The sequence below is a fragment of the Microbulbifer sp. ABM4_008 genome, from assembly GCF_056311705.1.
This window is the reverse complement of record NZ_CM149970.1, coordinates 3,810,826-3,828,892: the sequence shown is the minus strand read 5'-3', so window position 1 is coordinate 3,828,892 and position 18,067 is coordinate 3,810,826. Positions and strand designations below refer to the sequence as shown.

Genomic DNA, 18,067 nt, shown 5'->3' with positions numbered 1-18,067 from the left:
TGCGCTACCGCAAAATTCTTCCACAAATAATCAGTGAAGATGGGGTTGCTTGGGTATCGGCCCTGGGTTCGTGAATCGCTTCTATGGCAAAGCCGTTGATGCGAAATAGCTGGACCCAACTTTCCAGGGTGCGGAAATACCAGGGAGCGGCCTCTTCAAAATCTCCCTCAATACCTTCCCAAGATCCCGGGCGCCATCCATCTCGATAGGGCTCATTACCGCAGGCTTGATGGGGGTGAAGAGTTTGGATGACAAAGTACCCACCGGGCAGCATTAACTCGCGTGCATTACTGAATAGTTGCTCGACAGATTCCTTTCCGATAAGGGAGAAGTTGCACACGATAAGTTCAAACAGCTGTTCCAGTTTTTCGGCGCAAATTTCTTCGTATTGCAATCGCAGGTAGGACTCATTGGCGCCTGCTCGAGCGCTGGCAATATCCACTAAATCTTTAACGCCATCGACACCACAGACTCGAATACCTTGCTCCGCCAGTTTTCTACTGAGCCAGCCTTCACCGCAACCGATATCTAAAATGCTCGCAGGTTGGTACGCCATGATTGTGCTGACAATGGCAGCATCAGTAACTAGTCGGCGGCTGGGAATGGCGGCATTGTCTACTACTTTAGTCCACTCATGAGCATTCTTATGCCAGCAGGTGAGTACCTGATCATCACTGAATTCGGAATTGGGCATGCTTGGGTGACCTCCAGCCTGTCATTATTCACAGCTTGAGTGTACCGTCAGTGGACCATCCAGCTACAAAGGTGCTGAGGTCCCATGTCCACTCAAATGATTTTTGATTATGTGATCGTAGGTGCCGGCTCCGCCGGTTGTGTTTTAGCAAATCGGCTCAGTGCCGAAGAGCAGAATCGAGTTTGTCTTCTGGAGGCGGGTCCTAAAGACCGGAGCCCCTTGATCTCCATTCCTGTGGGTATTGGCGAGTTGCTACCGGGAACTCGCTATAACCTACACCACCATACCACGCCACAAAAGCACCTGAATGACAGGAAATTGTTTTGGCCGAGGGGCAGGACCCTCGGGGGTAGTAGTTCTATAAATGCCATGGTTTATATCCGTGGTAATAGCGATGACTACGATGCCTGGGAAGCGGAGGGTAATCCCGGTTGGGGTTGGAAGGGCTTGTTGCCTTACTTCTTAATGTCGGAAGGCAATGAACGGGGTACTGATGCGCACCACAGTGGCTACGGCCCTCTGTCGGTCTCGGATTTAAAGTGGAAAACCCGATCGGGCCATGCTTTTTTACGCGCAGCTGAGTCCCTGGGACACCGGCCGAATAATGATTTCAATGGCAGCCAGCAAAATGGCGTGGGTTTTTACCAAGTAACCCAACGGCGCGGCCGCCGCTGCTCTGCGGCTACAGCTTATCTGCACCCAGTTTCCAGCCGCTCTAACCTACATGTTCGTACCAACAGTCAGGTGGCGAGGATTATTCTCAGGGGAGAGAAAGCGACCGGCGTCGAATTGCTTGATGGCACTAAAATCCTGGCGAACAAGGAAGTGATTTTAAGTGCCGGTGCTATCCAGTCGCCACAGCTATTGTTGCTATCCGGTATTGGGGATCAGGACCAATTGCGTAAATCTGGAGTGACTTCGCAAGCGCACCTTCCCGGTGTTGGAAAAAACCTGCAGGACCATCTGGATATCATACAAGTAGTGGAAGCCTCTGAAGCGGTTAGCTTTTCCGAAGCACTATGGCCGAAGCTCCTCACCGCAATGCGCCTGCCAGAACTGATCTTTTTAAATAAAGGGCCCTTAACCAGCAATGTGGCCGAGGCGGGGGGCTTTGCCAGTTCCAGTCTGGCGGGTGGCAATCCGGATATTCAGTTCCACATGACGGCAGTTCCGACTTTCCAACATGGGTTTAATAAGCGCACCTGCTACGGTTACTCCCTTCACGCCTGTGCCCTGAGGCCTAAGAGTCGCGGTGAGATCACTCTGGACTCCACCGATCCACGCAAACTGCCCAGAATTGAACCCAACTACCTGAGTGAGCCCGAGGATCTGCAGGTAATGGTGGAGGCATTTGAAATGGCACAGGATATCCTCGCCCAGGAGGAACTGAGTCGCTACAAGAAAAAGTCCTTGCGTCCAGAGCAGAAGTTGAGTGATAGAGAGTCAATCATCCACTATATTCGCCAGCATGCAGAATCCATCTACCATCCGATAGGTACCTGTCGAATGGGGAGTGATGAATTGGCTGTAGTGGACAGCGAGCTAAAAGTACACGGTGTGGATGGACTGAGGGTTGTGGACGCCTCCATAATGCCCACCCTGATCAGTGGCAATACCAATGCGCCTGTGATCGCTATTGCGGAGAAGGCGGCAGATTTGATTATGCAGCGGTCTTCGCGCTCGTTTGTAAAAGAGAATAGACACACTCAGGAAGTTGAATGATTTGGCAATGCCCGCTTTGTGCTGCCCCCTTAACTTTAGGAAAAGATACTTGGCACTGTACCAATCGACATAGTTTTGATCGCGCGCGTGAGGGCTACGTCAATTTGTTGCCCGTTTATCGCAAGCGCCGCAAAGATCCCGGTGACTCTTCGGAGATGCTTCACGCGCGGCGGCGCTTTCTTCACGCCGGTTACTATCGGCCTCTGGTTGATAGTATTTCGGCGCTCTTGCCCTACAAGCCCGGCCGCCGTTTACTGGATATCGGTTGCGGTGAGGGGTATTACCTGCGAGAGCTTGAGTCCGCTGGCTGGCATGGCCACGGCCTTTCCGGTATCGACATTTCAAAATCCGGCGTGCGTATGGCGGCCAAGCGCGACAGTGGCGCTCAGTTTGTGGTTGCCAGCAATGTGAATTTGCCGGTGGTCTCGGAGTCGGTGGATAACCTGCTGAAGATCTTTGCCCCAGCCCCCGATCATGAAATGGAGCGGGTAATCAAAACCGGTGGCCATTTGGTAGACGTATCCCCTGGCCCCGATCACTTGTGGTCACTAAAGAAGTACCTCTATAAAGAGCCGCGTAAACATCCCGCACCAAAAGTGATTGAGAAGTTGACCCCGGAAGTCGATATGCGTTGCTGTTTCCCTTTCGTATTGAAGGGCAAGCAGGCCATTGCAGATTTTCTCGCTATGACGCCTTTTGCCTGGAAGGGCAACCGTGAAGAACGACAGAAACTCGAAGAGCGCGACAGCCTGGAGCTGGAAGCGGACTTTGTTATTCGTCGTTTTATTAAACATAAATAACAGGCATTTGCTAGGTAGAGGTAATAGAGCAGCGTTATGGCGACTCCCAGAGACTTTGGATTTATGCGGCGAGCCCTGGAGCTTGCACAACTCGCTGCTGAGCGCGGTGAAGTACCGGTGGGTGCGGTTTTAGTCCAGGATGGAAAAATCATAGGGGAGGGCAGTAATCGCCCGATTGGGAATTGTGACCCCAGTGCCCATGCGGAAATCGTAGCCCTGCGGCAAGCGGCAGATAAACAACAAAACTACCGCCTGCCAAACACCACTTTATATGTGACGATTGAGCCCTGTACTATGTGCTTTGGCGCAATGGTACATGCGCGGGTAGGGCGGCTGGTATACGGCGCTACCGAACCCCGGGCCGGTGTTGTTGAGAGTCAGCTGGAATTGGCACAAGCCAACTTTTTCAATCACAAGATTACGGTGGAGTCGGGAGTCATGGCGGAAGAGGCAAGCAATTTAGTGCGCGAGTTCTTTCATGATCGACGCTGATCTGGCATTTGCTTTTGTGGTGAACTCAATAGTTGTCGCCACAGTCGTCCTGATTCACCACGAAGTATTGAGTGCCCTTGCCCGGATTGGCCGCTGGATTCCGATCAAGCATAACCTGGCGATTGTCTTGGGGGTGTTTGGCGCTCTGATCGCCCACGTGGCTGAAATATGGCTGTTTGCCTACTGCTACTACTTTATGGTGAATTCGCCTTATTTTGGTACTTTGGTGGGCAACTTTAATGGCAGCCTGCTGGACTGCGCCTATTTCTCATTCACCACTTATACCTCTCTGGGTTTCGGTGATATTGAGCCCCTGGGGCATCTGCGTTTTACCGCTGGCCTTGAAGCCCTTACGGGACTGGTAATGATTACTTGGACCGCTTCTTTTATGTTTTTAAAAATGCAGCGTTATTGGGAGAATTGATCGCAGGGTTCTTAAGATTTAATTCGCGCCGTACGCCCTGTGCGCTGTGTGGGTTTTTCTGCTGGATAGAACTCTTTTGAGTGGAGCCTTAAATAAAAGTGCCTGCCCACACTGCGCCAAAGTTTTCCGAAAGGGTGCAGCCAATAGAGCCACCGGGCGACTTTCGTGCGGTGGATATTGGATTTAACAATGTTGGAGATGTGTTCGTTTTCCCACAAAAGGTGGGGCTCAACGCCATATAGTTTTAGGTCAAATTGCCAGAAGTGATCGAATACCTTGTCGATGGGTTCGAAAATACGGCTGGCATATTTTAAGACTTTCTCCATACCGCGCCGGTTAATCAAATATCCCTGTGCTCCACACCACCCCCGCTCTGGCCGCACTAACTGATGAACACCGTCATTCAAGGTTTGCACGACTTTTCGCTTGCGGACTTTAAGTCCCATCAGTCGAATCATCTCGATATTTTCAGGGAGTTGCTCTAACTCCGCTAAGACGCGGCCAAATGAGGGTTCTAGCTGTACATCATCTTCCAGAATACAGACCCGGTCCAAGCCGGAGCGGTATGCCCGGCGAATTGCTCTCAAATGGGCGAGATAGCACCCAATTTCGGAGTTCTTGAGTTCGCACAAGTGGCGCCACCGGGTGACGTTACTCGCGATATGCTCACCTTCTTCCAGTTCTGGGGTGCCTGAGCGCCCATCAATCCCTTCAATTGTGTTGATATGCAGTCGCTGCATTTTCCCGGCGCTGAGTAATAGGTCAACGTCATCACTGTTTGGTTGCAGAGTGATAATCCAACAGGGGGTATTGGCGATATAGGGTCGCTGACGGCGGCCACGCGAGGTAATTGGGCGTTTGGAGCTTAAAGGGAGGCGGCGACGTGGTCTTGTTGGTGGGGAAAGCGGGTGTCGCTTGGGCTTGTGGCTGGTAGCAGCCAGCAGGCCAGGCAAAAATTCCTGAGCTATCACAGTTGCTAGAATGACAGGGCTTTTCCACCAAGAGGTGTTGAAGAAGAGCCGGGCACCACAGGAGCCTCCTGGACGCTTGGAGGTCAGGGCTGAAACACCTTTAGTTATACCGTCTGCAGGCGGTATAGAAGCGTCATGGGCCATTAACTCCCCTGATCTTATGGTCCTAAATTAAGTTGCTACGATTGAAGGTTAAGGTTTGACCTGCCAGTCCGGAAAGGATGAGGGAACTTACTGCTGAGGTGGAAGGAAAGAATACACCGCACTCGAGACACGCTGTGAATACATCCCTGTAAGCTCCTAATCGGCATCCATGCCTCATAGGGTCCCAAGCGCGGTGTATTCTTTCCTTCTCCCTTTTTAGTAATTGTGAGAGGTGTCTTGTAGAGGTGCCAAGGTGGAGTTGGTTCAATAGGGGCTGTGGATGAACTCAGGCTTTATAAAAATGGCGTTGATCCTGGGGCTTTTGAGCTCTGTTGGTCCTATGGCCATTGATATGTATCTGCCTGCATTGCCTGCGATGACAAAGGCCCTCGACACCTCAACCCAGGTCGCGTCTTATACGCTGATGGCCTATTTTATTGCGTTCGGGGTGTGTCAGATTTTTTATGGCCCCGCTTCCGATATGTTTGGCCGCAAACCGCCGCTCTATTTTGGTTTGCTGGTTTTTACTTTCGCATCTATTTGTTGTGCCCTGGCAACCACTATCGAGTGGTTAATTGCCTTTCGCTTCCTGCAAGGAGTGGGTGCCGCTTCGGTAATGTCGATTCCCCGAGCAATAATTCGAGATTCTTATACGGGTACTCAAGCAACTCGCCTTCTTACCACAGCAATTCTTGTCCTTTCAATTTCTCCTATGTTGGCGCCATTAATTGGTAGTCTGCTATTAATTTCGTTTGGTTGGCGCAGCATATTTTGGGGGATATCCATTGCTACTTTTTTAAGTCTGATACTTGCTATTACAAGCCTTCATGAAACCTTACCAGTGAATAAGCGCATACCATTTAAAATAGGTGCGCTGCTTGAATCTTATTCGATATTACTACGTGACCCGATCTATATAGGGCTTACTTGTATAGGAGGGTTTGGCTTCGCTAGTGTACTTGCTTTTTTTGCGGCAGCTTCATTCTTATATACGAATTACTACGGATTGACCCCAACCGAATTTAGCCTCGCCTTTGCTCTGAATGCGCTTAGTTTCTTCTTGTCGAGTCAATTTTCGGCAAATTTCGGTGCCCGTTTAGGGATGGTGAAGCTGGTGAAGTGGGGTGTGACTGGATTTGTAATAAGCTCGGTTACCATGTATTTAGTGATAGAGGCCGGTTTTGATCATCTCGTACTACTGATATGCATGCTTATCGTATGTAATATGTTTCTCGGTTTGGTTCTTCCGACGGCATTTATTCTTTCCATGGAAAGACATGGCCCTATAGCGGGAACGGCTTCTGCTCTGGCTGGTACTATGCAGTTGTCAATCGGGGCTGTAGCTATCCTGATAACCAGTTTGGTATTTAATGGAACACCAGGGTCGCTTGCTGGGGTAATTGCGGTGTGTGGAATTTTGGCCTTTGTGGTTTCCTGGTTGGTTTTGCGTAATGTAGTCAGCATCACAGCAGACCAGAGCGATTGAGTAATACCAAAATAAATTAGGGAGCCTCTGAATAACTCTGTGCTGGCATTTCACTCAGCATCGTTCGAGTGATGCTGAGTGAATTCTGGAGTGCTTAATATCAGTAGGCACCAGCACTGTAGATCAGCTCATAGCTGTGGCTGTAAATTTCCAGAATGTTGCCAAAAGGATCTTCCATATAAATCATGCGATAAGGCTTTTCACCGGGATAGTAATAACGGGGCTCCGGCATACGTTTTTTACCACCGGCCGCCACAATCTTATCCGCCAGTTCTTCCAGGTTGGGGTCTTGTACGCAGAAGTGAAAGATCCCGGTTTTCCAGTATTCAAAATTATCTTCTGGGTTTTCCTGATTGCTAAACTGGAATAGTTCTACGCCAATCCGGTCCCCTGTCGATAAGTGAGCAATGCGGAAACTACCCCAGTTTGGGCCAAATACGTCGGTGCACATTTCACCGATAGCGCTTTTGTCCTCTGTGATATCTGTGGGCTTCATAATCAGGTACCAACCAAGTACCTCGGTGTAAAACTTCACAGCTTCTTCAAGGTTTGGCACTGAAATACCGATATGAGAAAAGGTTCTCGGGTATGCGTTACTCATAGCTGTCTCCTTTGTTGAATGCGGTTAAGTTACAGCTTCTGATTCATTACGTATAATTATCATTTGTAATATTTTCAAGTAGCATTCGTAATGATAAATCCAGTGTGGTTAAGAAGCTTCTGTACTTTAGCTGAAGAGGGGCACTTCACTCGTACGGCGGATCGCTTGCATATGACTCAGTCTGGGGTCAGTCAGCATATACGCAAGTTAGAGGAGCACTTAGGTGTCGCTCTGTTAGTCAGGCAGGGTAAACACTTCACTCTCACGGATGCTGGTGATCGGCTCTACCGGGAAGGGCAGGGGATTATTCAGAAGCTTTCCAGCCTGGGGCAAATTGTTGGTGAAGACCCTCCCCACCATGGGGATGTGCGAGTGATGTGCCCTGGGAGTGTGGGGCTGAAGCTCTACCCCAAGTTGTTGTCCCTGCAGAAAATCCACCAGGGTTTATCGATTAGCTGCCGTTTCGCACCCAACCTGGATGTAGAGAAGGCCATTGCGGAAAACGGTGCTGATATTGGATTAATGACCAGCCCGCCACAAGCAGAGGAGATTGACAGTCGGCCGATCGCCAGTGAAAGGTTATTGCTAGTGACGCCGGCTGAAGTGAAAACCCCTGATTGGGAGTCGCTTTTAGCGCTGGGGTACATAGGCCATCCAGACGGTATACACCATGCGAGTCTATTATTGGGAGCGAACTTCCCACAATTTAGAAGTCTTGAAGATTTTCAACAAAAAGGGTTTTCCAATCAGATCAGCTTAATCCTGGAGCCCGTTAGTATGGGATTGGGTTTCACAGTTTTACCCGCCTATGCGGTAAGTGCATTTCGAAAGCCGAAATTGATTAAGGCACATAGCCTTGAAAATCCCGTTAGTGAGACACTGTATTTGGCGCTTAGGCGCACTCAACTTGTACCCGCCAGAGTCAGGTTTATTATTGGTGAAATGGAGAAATGGCTTTAATCGGGCTCCTAAGTATCAAAAAGCTGAACAGTTTTGGTAAAAATACCGGGTTGTTTCGCCTCCTGTTATTTTTCGTTCTATCACAACTCTCTCTTGTGGGAATAGCTAAAGCCGAGAGTGTTAAGGATGAGCAGGATAAGATACTGATGTTGTTGGCTTACTCTTTAGTATTCCAGGACTGGGTCAGACCTACTGATAAAAATAAAAGAGGTCATAATATTGGTGCGGTTTTATTTGATGATATTTCCAAGCACATTGGGGGAGTTCAGCTTAATTCGGTTTCAGTCTGTGAGGATAAGACCCAGCACGCTGAAGTGCGTGTAATGCAAAGATGTCTTGAGACAAAATGCTTAGGGCCTCAGACCAAATACTTAACTAATTCCAATGTCAGTATTTATACAACTCTTGAACCCTGCATGATGTGTAGTGGAATGATGATTTTCTTAGGAGTTTCACGCGTTGTATATGGGCAGACCGATCCCGACTACGGTAAAAGTATAGAGCGATTAAAGCAAAGTTATAATGGAAACTGTGGCAAGGAAAATTCCCAGTGTATCGTGGATAAGCCTGGAAATTATTACACTCGCCGTATAACTTCTGAACCGTCGAAATTAGTACAGAAAGAAAAGCTAGACGGAGCTTACTTCGCTTATGAGTTAAAGCATGGAGACCAAATAGTTAGCTTTTTATTGGGAGGCGATGCGAAAGAAATTTATCAGGAATCCTATCGGGACTTCAAAAATCTAAATGTTCGACATAAGGAAAATCAACCAATATATCATCAAGCACTGTCAATCCTAGAACAGCTGGAAAATGGCGAACTGCAGCTGGACTACTGTCCATACTGGCAGTTGCACCATCACTGAGTATTTGAGCACTACTGACTTAGAGCTTTTCGAGCATGCTCTGTGAGGTTGATAGTGATCTCTTTAATCAATTTCGATTTTAAGTTCCAAACATGCCAGTAAAGAGGAATCTTCAAATACTGGTCTTCAGCGAGTTTCACCAACTTTCCACTTTTTAACAGGCTCGCGATCTGAATATCTGGCGCCATTCCCCAACCCAGCCCCAGAGTTAAGAAACTGAGGAAGCTCTTTGACGAGGGGATTTCATGAGATGGGTACTGACCAGTCTCCACTCCCCAAAACTGTTTAAGGTAACGACTCTGCAATTGATCCTTATAGTTGAACTCCACTGTGGGAGCGTAGTGGAGCTCTTCAACCTTAATCGGGTCTGAAAAAAACTTCTTTTTGAAGGCCTTAGTGCATACCGGGTAATAGGCCATATGACCGAGCAGTACCGATTGGCAGCCCTGGAGGTTACTGGTTGTTGAACTGATACAGCCAATGACTTCACCATTCTTCAGCAGTTCATGGGTAGCGTCCTGGTCGTCGACCTTTAGATCCACGAGCAACTGCTGGGACCGAATCAATGGTGTGATGGCGGCTAGGAACCAGGTATCCAAGCTATCTGCATTCAGTGCGATCCGAACCTTATTCTGGTTGCTATAGCGAGTCTTGCCCCCCTCTGGATCTATATCAGTGAGAAGCTCTTGCTGTAACAAGTGCATTTGCTGGTAGTACCCCAGTACTTTGAGGCCGGCTTCAGTGGGCCGCAAAGGGTTGGAGCGTATCAATAGGGCTTGGCCAACCTGGCTTTCTAAGGCTTTGATTCGTTGGGAAATCGCAGACTGGCTGACATGGAGTAGGGCGGCAGCCTTGTCAAAACTGCGCTCCTCTACGACAAAGGCAAAGGCTTGGAGTTGCTTTAGGTCTAGCATAAGAATTTCTTATGAGGGATCAGTATAATTAAGTTTACTTATTCTAGTTTGACTCTTAATCTCGCGCCACTATTCAGGCCCGCAGCCCTGCGGGCACTTCCAAATTAGAGAATGAAACACAGGAGGCATCGTGTTTTCAGGGTTGTTGCTGGCGCCGCTCGCAAAAGGTTTTTTGACTACCATCAGTTTGATTATGGCGATCGGAGCGCAGAATGCGTTTCTGCTGACGCAGAGTATCCGTCGACAATATCACTTTAGTATCGCGGCTTTATGCGTACTGATGGATATTGCCTTGATTACAGGTGGTGTGTTCCTGGTTGCAAATCTCGCACAAGCGGGTGGCGACTGGATGATCTGGCTGACCTGGCTCGGTGCTGCTTTCCTGTTCTCCTACGGTGCCATGGCTTTCCGTTCGGCCTTCACTAACAAAGGTCTTGGAGAGCAAAAAGAGTGGATGAAATCCCGCCGCTCTGCCTTGATTACCGCAGTAGCCTTAACCCTGCTTAATCCACACGCGTATGTGGACACGGTTGTACTGATTGGCTCTGTAGGGGCGCAGTATGCTGGCAATGGAACCTGGTTTTTTGTGCTGGGGGCATGTAGTGCATCCCTGTTATGGTTCACTCTTCTTTCAGTGGGTGGCAGCATGATGCAGCCGCTATTTAAGAACCCCAGAACCTGGCAGGTACTCGATGTACTGGTGGGCATTATGATGTGGACTATTGCTATCAGCTTGTTGTGGGCGCAGTAGACACTCAATAATGGCTGCTAAAAATAGCTGTAGACTAATAAGTCTACGGCTATTTTTTTGCATCCAGGCCCCTAACTTATTCCGATAGTTTTCCACACTACCTCCCCCTTAATATTTCCCCTGACTTGTTTAACCCGCCGTTTCGATCGCTCAAAAAGCGCCCAAATTGCATGCAAGGCCTCTCCACCAACCAATAAATGGCTGCCGCCAAAGCGAAGCTAAGTAGTGTTACTGCCACAAGCAACGTGGATAGAGAAATACTTATAATCCCTTGTCCCCAAGGTTGGCTTATGGCCCAGCTGACGAGAAAGACAACGATTAAATGAAACAGGTAAATGGAATAGCTGATAGTCCCCAGAGTGGCTAAATGTCGTATTGGCTTTGGTGGAAGTAATACAAAAACGAGGAAGATAGCTAAAGCGATGAAATGAGATGATACAAAGCGGAGGGGAGTTTCGCTGATCGACCTACCTAGTAGGTGCATGGCCATTACGAGTAGTGGTATCGAGAAAGTCGAAACCAGGCCCCAAAGCATATAACGATAACCGCGCCTTGTTTCGTAGCAATACCTGAGTAGGGTTCCGCAGAACATAACTGCGATAGCAAAGGGGAGGTAAGTAGTGGTGGCGGGAAGCTGGGAAATTGGAGAGGATGATTGCCCTAAAAGTTGCATGCTGACAAATACTGATAGCGCCCCCCAGCACACTAAGAGTAGATATCTGGGATTCCCTAGTAGTTGAAGGGTGAACATCAGTGCGCAGAGACAGTAAAAAAGCAGCTCTGCAGTGAGAGTCCAATATAGAATCTGAACACTTTCAAACCCCATAAGACCTTGCAGCATTGTGGTATTGGCAAGAATGGTAGATGCAGAGAATGTTCGGTCAGCGAGCAACCATGTAAGTCCGATAATTGCAGTCAGAGATAACCAGTAAGCAGGATACAAGCGGAAGAAGCGGCGGATAGCAAAGCTCTTAAGAGTATGATTAGATGCAAGAAGACTGTGGGGAATGACAAAGCCGGATATTAGGAAAAAGCAAAGTACACCTATCCTGCCAAAATCCAGTTGACTGATAAATTCAGCCAGTGCCGAGCCGTGCTGGGCGATGGATGGGGTGCGGATAAATACTTCACTACTGTGTTGCCAGACAACCAAAGTTGCAGCCAGCCCCCGTAGTACATCGAGATTAAGAAGGCGTGTGTTCATTGCTAACGACCTATATCCATGGTCAATCCAAGAAGGTATGGGCATGATCTTACCTTGCCTAAGTTGAACACACTATCTGTATTCTGTGTGATTCAACTCAAATCTTCGGGCTTTCATGCATGCAAACCCATTAATGGCTTCTCGCCCAAGGCAACACTGAAAGGCAAGTTCAACTGATCAGGTGGAGTATTCTCCAGCGTTATAGTTACCCTTTGTCCTTGAGGATGTTTACTACCTGATCAACCTCCGTTTTATTTTCCTCAAGAAGCCTATCTGCTAGAACTTTCAGATTCTTACTTGCTGTGTAGTCAAATGGATCAACATATGGATTAACAAGATCTACATTTAAGTAGTTATATTTTATTCTCCCTTTAGGGCTAAGGGATTGTGCGATTTCCAAGGTGTATACTTGTTGATCATCCATGGATCTCTGTACATTAGATATAAGGTCTTTCACCCAATTAATCCTGCCCCAGTTTTTTAAGTTTCTGTAGTTAGCTTCCATTGTACTTAGTGGAGACGTACCGGCCCCGAGAATCAGCACATAGTAGTTTTTTTCAGGGAACTCTCTAATAATTTCGCGTAAAACAATACTGGCTGGATTATTTGCGTATATACCAGCATCGGCATAATAGCGCTGGTGCATATCCCGTCCCGTAGTTACAAAATCGACAGGCGGGTATAGGGTTTCCGCACTAGCTGCCGCTGTTACGAGTTGATAAAGTGTGTCTGTGGGCAGCTTACTGACTGCTTCACCACGGTTTTTGAATAATTGAAGCTGACCCATATGAATATTGAGAGAGGGGATGATTACGTAGTTCTTCAGGCTCGTAAACTTCAATTTTTCAGTGTAATGCTTTTCCATGGTTTCGCTTAAGCGCTCACCGCTAAAGCGAGGAGAGATAAAACCATTAAAGGTTAGTAATTTGTGATACCAGGGTACAGAGAATACGTATCTGCTATCTTGTTTATAAATATCAATAATTTTATCACTTTGGGATTTAAGGTTTTCAATCCCTGGATGATCATCGTCAAATGATTTTTGAGTCACATTGAGACCAGTAGCGATGATAGCGCCAGTGGATACTCCACTAAAAACATCAAACAATTCATCAATAGGCTTGCCGGTCTGCTCTTCGATATGTTGAATGACATAGAGTGGTATCAAACCACGTATTCCACCGCCATCAATAATAAGGATGTTGATAGTATCTTTGTCTTTAAGGGAAGCATTACTTTTGATGAACTCTTTAGCAACAGGGTGGGCATCATACTGAATACTTTGGGTCAGTCGATAATTGTAGACGTACACCAAGCCTAAAAACGCTACGATAACTAGTATGGTGAGGGCTGACGCTAGCCGAAGTTTCATTGATCTTCCTGAACGCTAAACTCTTAATACAGTGAGTGTGGCAAATCAGATTAGTTTTATTTCTTTGGGTTATTTAAAAGTTACTTAAGGCTGTTTTCTTATCTTGCTTTGGGATTGTGATAAGAAATTAAGCACTATTGGGGGTTCTTATTCGAATGAGAAAAAAATCGTAATTTCTATCCTCTTAGTCCCTTATGGAAAATTTCACTATCTATAAAGCGAAAAGCACATAAAGTAATCTGATGACTGAATGCCCAGGTATTGAACAGTAATTTAATGGAACTCTCTCAAGTCGGCGGCTGAAGGCTGTAGATTTCCCTTCGTATTTCATTTTATCGGCTTGATATAAGTATTAGTGGAGCGCTAGACATTATAAGTTGGTCGGTAACCAGGAAACCGTTTAGTCTACTGACTGCTGTGTCTTATACACAAAGTAACCGCAGGGGTGAATGGTTACAAGTTATCAGTGAGCTAGTGATTGGAAACCCGCGAGCATAGCCAAGATTGATTAGAGCGAAAGGGGCCCACCCCGAAGGGTGGGGAAATAGCTTAATGAGCTTGATGTTCTAGAGCGTTTAGGAAAGTTGCAATATCATTTACCTGTTGTGTGCTCAATTTCTGTCCCAATTGGTACCAAGCCATATCGTAAATTGCCTGCTCAATGGTTTCTACACGCCCGTCGTGGAAGTAAGGAGCGCTTCTGCTTACGTCGCGTAACATTGGAACTTTAAACATCATTTTATCATTCTCAAGGCCTGTAACTTTATAACGACCTAAATCTTCTTGGTGTGGATATTGGTTGACCAGCCCCATCTTCTGGTACATGTTTCCACCCAAGGTTGTACCATTGTGGCATGCTGAACAACCAGTGTTGATAAAGGTTTGCAGGCCCTTTAACTCACTTTTTGTCATAGCCTGATCATCACCATTTATAAAATCATCAAAACGATCATTTGTAATCAGTGTGCGCTCAAACGCAGCTATGGCCTCAGCAATATTGTCGTAAGAGATAGCATTCTCTTTACCAAAGGCGTGTTTGAAACTTTCTTGATATTCGGCAATTTTTGAAATCTTTGCCTCAACAGCCTCTTCTGAAGGCATTCCCATCTCTACAGGGTTTAGAATTGGACCTTTGGCCTGTTCCTTCAGGTCCTCTGCGCGACCATCCCAAAATTGAGCCACTTGAAATCCGGAATTCCAGACCGTTGGAGAGTTTCGATCACCCTTGGTGCCAGGTAAAGCTCCCGGTGATGTCGCTTCATTGTCGACACCCGAGCCGTTGTAGTTCCCTACTTGATGGCAGCTGTTACAGGACTGGCTATCATTGACTGAAAGCCGTTCGTCCATGAACAGTGTTCTTCCAAGCTCAACCATCGCAGGGGTGTCATTCTCACTGCCTGGCATAGTTTCTGAGAGAGTGCCGAACATAATTTTTGATTGTTGACGTAATTGATTTATATCAACTTCGGCCGTTGCCGATACAGTTGTTGATAGCAAGCTTGCTACCGCTATCAAGCCGCCAATGATTGGAAGCTTGAGATCTCTTTTCGAAAAAATTTTCCTAATCACTTTGGTATCTCTCCCACATCTCAAAAAACAATGACAACTAACCTATTTTTAATCAAAGCTAGGCGGCGCCACTATATAGGGAAGCTCGTTCGGCTGATACCATGATTTAACAAAAAAAGCTGTGTATTTTTAGAATATCCAGAATCGTTCACAAAATACTTTTTCAGATATTATTCAGAACTCGGACTATACATTGAGTGCACTGGATTTGGAGAGATTGAAGTCTTGCTATTTGCCTTTGAAAATTGCAGGGCAATTTCTGAGATGGCGAGGAAGCGTAGGGTTTAGGGGATAGCTATCAGTATCTCTAAAGAGAAATGATTCGTATTTCTGCTGGTCGGTTGGTGGTGTAATATCTACTCGAACGATAAATGACTCCATAACTATCTGAATGTGGTTAAATTTTTAGGTAGGACCTTTAGGTTTTAGGAAGATTTTAATCTTATTGTTATATCTGGTTAACTTTTATATTGGTCTACGTATTCTAAATAGAGGCGTTTCGCTACCTATCAAGCTACCGGGCTTAATAAGAGTCTCTTCGATTATTCCGCTGCAAGGGCTGGGCAGCTCAATTGTGTAAGTTCCAAAATCAGCAACGAGTATCGTTTGTCCACCGTAAATTGGATAATCAACACCAACCATGACTTCTACTACCTCACCAAGTTCTTTTGGGCGGACTGAGCCGGACAAAGGTTCTTGTTTGTGCGGAATCGAATCAAAAGAGGGGGCGCGTACGATTCCATCGGATGGAAAGCGTTCTTCCTCTAGGGGTATTCTCTCACCACTTTCAATGGAACTTATACCAAGAGCACAATTTATAAAATCAAGTATGAATTTCCACATATATTTCTAGGCTGTTTAGTGTAGTTGCCTATAAATTAACCGGTTATTTTAAATTATTCCCTTATCCAATGATTCAGGGCTGTTTACGGGATAAAGATCCCCGGTGGCTATAGTATTAGGATCATCATCGCGTCTCCAAGTAACATCTTTATCCAAAACGATATCTTAAGCTAATAAACTATATCTACCCTTTAATAGCTTAATTTTCAAGATTTATAGTTTTATACATGTAAATTGATCTGTAGTAGAAATTTAATCCTATTTATCTTTAAACCAAAATTCGATCTCATCGGCTTCGACATCAAATGTCGCAGAGTGTTCTACATGTGCTGGTACATGGTACCACTGTCCAATGCCAATCCGTTGGGTGGCACCATTCATGGTGAGTATTAGTTCCCCCTTTGTGATAACGCCATGATTATCTGTGTCATGAGTATGGGGTGGAATGAACGTTCCAGCTGGATATGATGCGAAAAGAACATCACTGTTTTCTGCCTTAAGCTTGTAAGCATCAAAGCGACCATCGTAGAGAGGTAATTCCTTAATTTTACTTGGATAACTGCCTGACATCTCTGCTTCCTTGTTGAGTGCGTATAAAATAGCTTTGGGTTAAAGGTCCTGTAGGTAGAGTAAATCACCGCCCTTATAGTTCCAAGACTATCTTTATTATCTTTGTAGTTGGATTTTTGATCTGTTCTTTTCTATTGGTATGCGAAAGGATGGAGTTTTGGGAATAGCGTGCTAGTTATTGGTCTAATTAAGAAGTAGCATGCCGTCAATAATGTCCTAATATTTAATGAGATAAATTGTTAGTGGAACAAAATGGAGTCAACATTAAGTGCTCAAAATCCATCTTACCCCACTCTCAAAAAATCCCATATTGACTACCCAATAGGAAGTGATAAATGAGCATGTCGTTACCCCAAGAGCCACTTTTATTTGACCAAATCTCCATTTCTCACGAATTCCTAAGTATATTAGTATTCCTATGGTGGTTAGCATCATAGGCTCGTAAAAATACCTAATAGGAGCATTGAAGGGAAATAGGAATAAACCGTAGATAAGCCTTCCTAGTCCCGGCGGTAGTATAGCTACCAAGCTCAGCATCATGCAGAGCATATGCTTTTGGGGAGACTTTCGGTACTGGAACCCAGATAACAGAGAGAATACAAAAAGTGGTAATAAGAATAAGTCAACCCAATATACAAGTTTAAATATTTCACTCTTCTCTAAGGTTGATTCAATAGTGCTGAAAAATGCCCAGTATGAAGTGCCTATAAATATTGTGGCAACGACAACTGACAGCCAACCTAGATATTTGTGAAGAGATGTGCTCCCTTTGAGCATTAAATAAGACTGTAAGCACATGATTCCAATCCATAGAAGGGAAACTATTCCATGGATGTGATGCATTGTGGATAGGTTTCCGTAGGCCATAACATAACTTGGTGTAAATCCAAGAATAATGATTGCCGATAAGCCGCAGAACCAAAAGAAAAGTGACCTAGGATTCAAATAGCTATCCTCATGTACTTATACCTAAATTAAGAGGATTTTCTGTTTTAGGTGGTAGGGTTAATGGTTGGCAGCATCCTAGCCATACTGTTAGAATTATGCAAATATGTATCTCATTACAGGTCAAGCTAATAGGTCAAACCTAAGGGTTCATTGGGTTTGAACCGTCAATACGTATTGTAAATTTTTCAATTGAATAGCTATTTCCCGTGGTTAAAGATATAGCTTCTTATATATTGTCCTAAGGTAGCGTCCGATAAACTTAAACCAAATTAAGCTGCAGATATTTACTCTTTCTTATTGTTAAACTCAATAAATGAAATTAGCTTTAAACCTTTACTGAAAGCCCGAATACCTTAATCCTGTCACAATAAATACCCACAAGTCCTTACGCAGCCTATCTCAAGAGAGGATGCATCATAGGGAATGGTTAAGGGGCAATCTCTATCCGGAAAAGGGAGGATCGGATGTCAGGTGTGAGAGCTTACTTGCTTATTACAACACCCTCAGAATGCATGCAATACAGGGTACTTATAAAATATATTTTTATTTTGAATTGATTTGCATTGCGCTAAAGGCCCAAAAGTATGTGCAGAATTTCTAAATAAATGTTCTATCTGCGTCTAATTTTTTCCTAAAATAATCAATATAGAGGTTGAGCAATAGCGTAGTGTAGAGTAAGTTGTATTTTATATTTATATTCAAAAAAACCGGTTGTCTGGTTAGTATTCTATTTTTG

At 45.6% G+C, this 18,067-nt stretch carries 17 protein-coding genes; 8 read left to right on the top strand and 9 right to left on the bottom strand.

The features are described 5' to 3' along the window. Positions 1 to 4: 4 nt before the first annotated feature. Complete coding sequence (locus tag ACYX4J_RS16715; RefSeq protein WP_476177112.1) at positions 5 to 694, bottom strand: class I SAM-dependent methyltransferase; 690 nt, start codon at positions 692 to 694, stop codon at positions 5 to 7. Positions 695 to 778: 84 nt separating this feature from the next. Between ACYX4J_RS16715 and ACYX4J_RS16710 the strand changes: the two genes are divergently transcribed. The 4 genes from ACYX4J_RS16710 to ACYX4J_RS16695 are packed head-to-tail and all read left to right on the top strand — an operon-like array spanning position 779 to position 4,132. After that, a complete protein-coding gene (locus ACYX4J_RS16710; RefSeq protein ID WP_444894980.1) occupies positions 779 to 2,416 on the top strand; it encodes a GMC family oxidoreductase in 1,638 nt (545 codons plus the stop codon). Further along, positions 2,413 to 3,216 (top strand): putative RNA methyltransferase, encoded by an 804-nt coding sequence (locus tag ACYX4J_RS16705; RefSeq protein WP_413664652.1) that lies wholly within the window; start codon positions 2,413 to 2,415, stop codon positions 3,214 to 3,216. The genes ACYX4J_RS16710 and ACYX4J_RS16705 overlap by 4 nt, the downstream gene beginning before the upstream one ends. 36 nt (positions 3,217 to 3,252) lie before the next feature. Next, positions 3,253 to 3,708: a tRNA adenosine(34) deaminase TadA gene (tadA, locus tag ACYX4J_RS16700; RefSeq protein ID WP_413664653.1), complete on the top strand. Its 456-nt coding sequence runs from the start codon at positions 3,253 to 3,255 to the stop codon at positions 3,706 to 3,708. Beyond that, positions 3,695 to 4,132: an ion channel gene (locus ACYX4J_RS16695; RefSeq protein ID WP_192879377.1), complete on the top strand. Its 438-nt coding sequence runs from the start codon at positions 3,695 to 3,697 to the stop codon at positions 4,130 to 4,132. Before tadA ends, ACYX4J_RS16695 begins: the two co-directional genes overlap by 14 nt. Before the next feature lie 11 nt (positions 4,133 to 4,143). Here the strand turns inward: ACYX4J_RS16695 and ACYX4J_RS16690 are convergent, their stop codons facing one another. After that, a complete protein-coding gene (locus ACYX4J_RS16690; protein WP_476177111.1) occupies positions 4,144 to 5,247 on the bottom strand; it encodes a glycosyltransferase family 25 protein in 1,104 nt (367 codons plus the stop codon). 280 nt (positions 5,248 to 5,527) lie between these two features. Here ACYX4J_RS16690 and ACYX4J_RS16685 point away from each other — a divergent pair, with 280 nt between their 5' ends. Further along, on the top strand, positions 5,528 to 6,733 hold the full coding sequence (locus ACYX4J_RS16685) for a multidrug effflux MFS transporter (RefSeq protein ID WP_444926906.1): 1,206 nt from the start codon (positions 5,528 to 5,530) through the stop codon (positions 6,731 to 6,733). Between the two features lie 100 nt (positions 6,734 to 6,833). Here the strand turns inward: ACYX4J_RS16685 and ACYX4J_RS16680 are convergent, their stop codons facing one another. After that, positions 6,834 to 7,334: a lactoylglutathione lyase family protein gene (locus ACYX4J_RS16680; protein ID WP_282933974.1), complete on the bottom strand. Its 501-nt coding sequence runs from the start codon at positions 7,332 to 7,334 to the stop codon at positions 6,834 to 6,836. A gap of 90 nt (positions 7,335 to 7,424) precedes the next feature. Between ACYX4J_RS16680 and ACYX4J_RS16675 the strand changes: the two genes are divergently transcribed. Together ACYX4J_RS16675 and ACYX4J_RS16670 are read left to right on the top strand one after the other, a co-directional pair. Next, positions 7,425 to 8,294 (top strand): LysR family transcriptional regulator, encoded by an 870-nt coding sequence (locus tag ACYX4J_RS16675; protein ID WP_444926907.1) that lies wholly within the window; start codon positions 7,425 to 7,427, stop codon positions 8,292 to 8,294. Next, positions 8,285 to 9,160 (top strand): deaminase, encoded by an 876-nt coding sequence (locus ACYX4J_RS16670; protein WP_476177110.1) that lies wholly within the window; start codon positions 8,285 to 8,287, stop codon positions 9,158 to 9,160. The genes ACYX4J_RS16675 and ACYX4J_RS16670 overlap by 10 nt, the downstream gene beginning before the upstream one ends. A gap of 11 nt (positions 9,161 to 9,171) precedes the next feature. Here the strand turns inward: ACYX4J_RS16670 and ACYX4J_RS16665 are convergent, their stop codons facing one another. Then, the gene (locus ACYX4J_RS16665; RefSeq protein WP_413664659.1) at positions 9,172 to 10,074 is read right to left on the bottom strand and encodes a LysR family transcriptional regulator ArgP; all 903 of its coding nucleotides are present in this window, start codon (positions 10,072 to 10,074) and stop codon (positions 9,172 to 9,174) included. A 130-nt stretch (positions 10,075 to 10,204) separates the two neighbouring features. Between ACYX4J_RS16665 and ACYX4J_RS16660 the strand changes: the two genes are divergently transcribed. Continuing rightward, complete coding sequence (locus tag ACYX4J_RS16660; RefSeq protein WP_282933969.1) at positions 10,205 to 10,825, top strand: LysE/ArgO family amino acid transporter; 621 nt, start codon at positions 10,205 to 10,207, stop codon at positions 10,823 to 10,825. 97 nt (positions 10,826 to 10,922) lie between these two features. Here the strand turns inward: ACYX4J_RS16660 and ACYX4J_RS16655 are convergent, their stop codons facing one another. The 5 genes from ACYX4J_RS16655 to ACYX4J_RS16635 form a co-directional block, all read right to left on the bottom strand. Continuing rightward, positions 10,923 to 12,029: an acyltransferase family protein gene (locus tag ACYX4J_RS16655; protein ID WP_476177109.1), complete on the bottom strand. Its 1,107-nt coding sequence runs from the start codon at positions 12,027 to 12,029 to the stop codon at positions 10,923 to 10,925. A gap of 205 nt (positions 12,030 to 12,234) precedes the next feature. Then, positions 12,235 to 13,401 (bottom strand): patatin-like phospholipase family protein, encoded by a 1,167-nt coding sequence (locus ACYX4J_RS16650; protein ID WP_476177108.1) that lies wholly within the window; start codon positions 13,399 to 13,401, stop codon positions 12,235 to 12,237. Positions 13,402 to 13,950: 549 nt separating this feature from the next. Beyond that, the gene (locus tag ACYX4J_RS16645; protein WP_476177107.1) at positions 13,951 to 14,970 is read right to left on the bottom strand and encodes a cytochrome-c peroxidase; all 1,020 of its coding nucleotides are present in this window, start codon (positions 14,968 to 14,970) and stop codon (positions 13,951 to 13,953) included. A gap of 465 nt (positions 14,971 to 15,435) precedes the next feature. Further along, on the bottom strand, positions 15,436 to 15,813 hold the full coding sequence (locus ACYX4J_RS16640) for a hypothetical protein (RefSeq protein ID WP_476177106.1): 378 nt from the start codon (positions 15,811 to 15,813) through the stop codon (positions 15,436 to 15,438). Positions 15,814 to 16,071: 258 nt separating this feature from the next. Continuing rightward, positions 16,072 to 16,383, bottom strand: coding sequence for a cupin domain-containing protein (locus tag ACYX4J_RS16635; protein ID WP_476177105.1), 312 nt, complete (start codon positions 16,381 to 16,383; stop codon positions 16,072 to 16,074). Positions 16,384 to 18,067 lie beyond the last annotated feature (1,684 nt).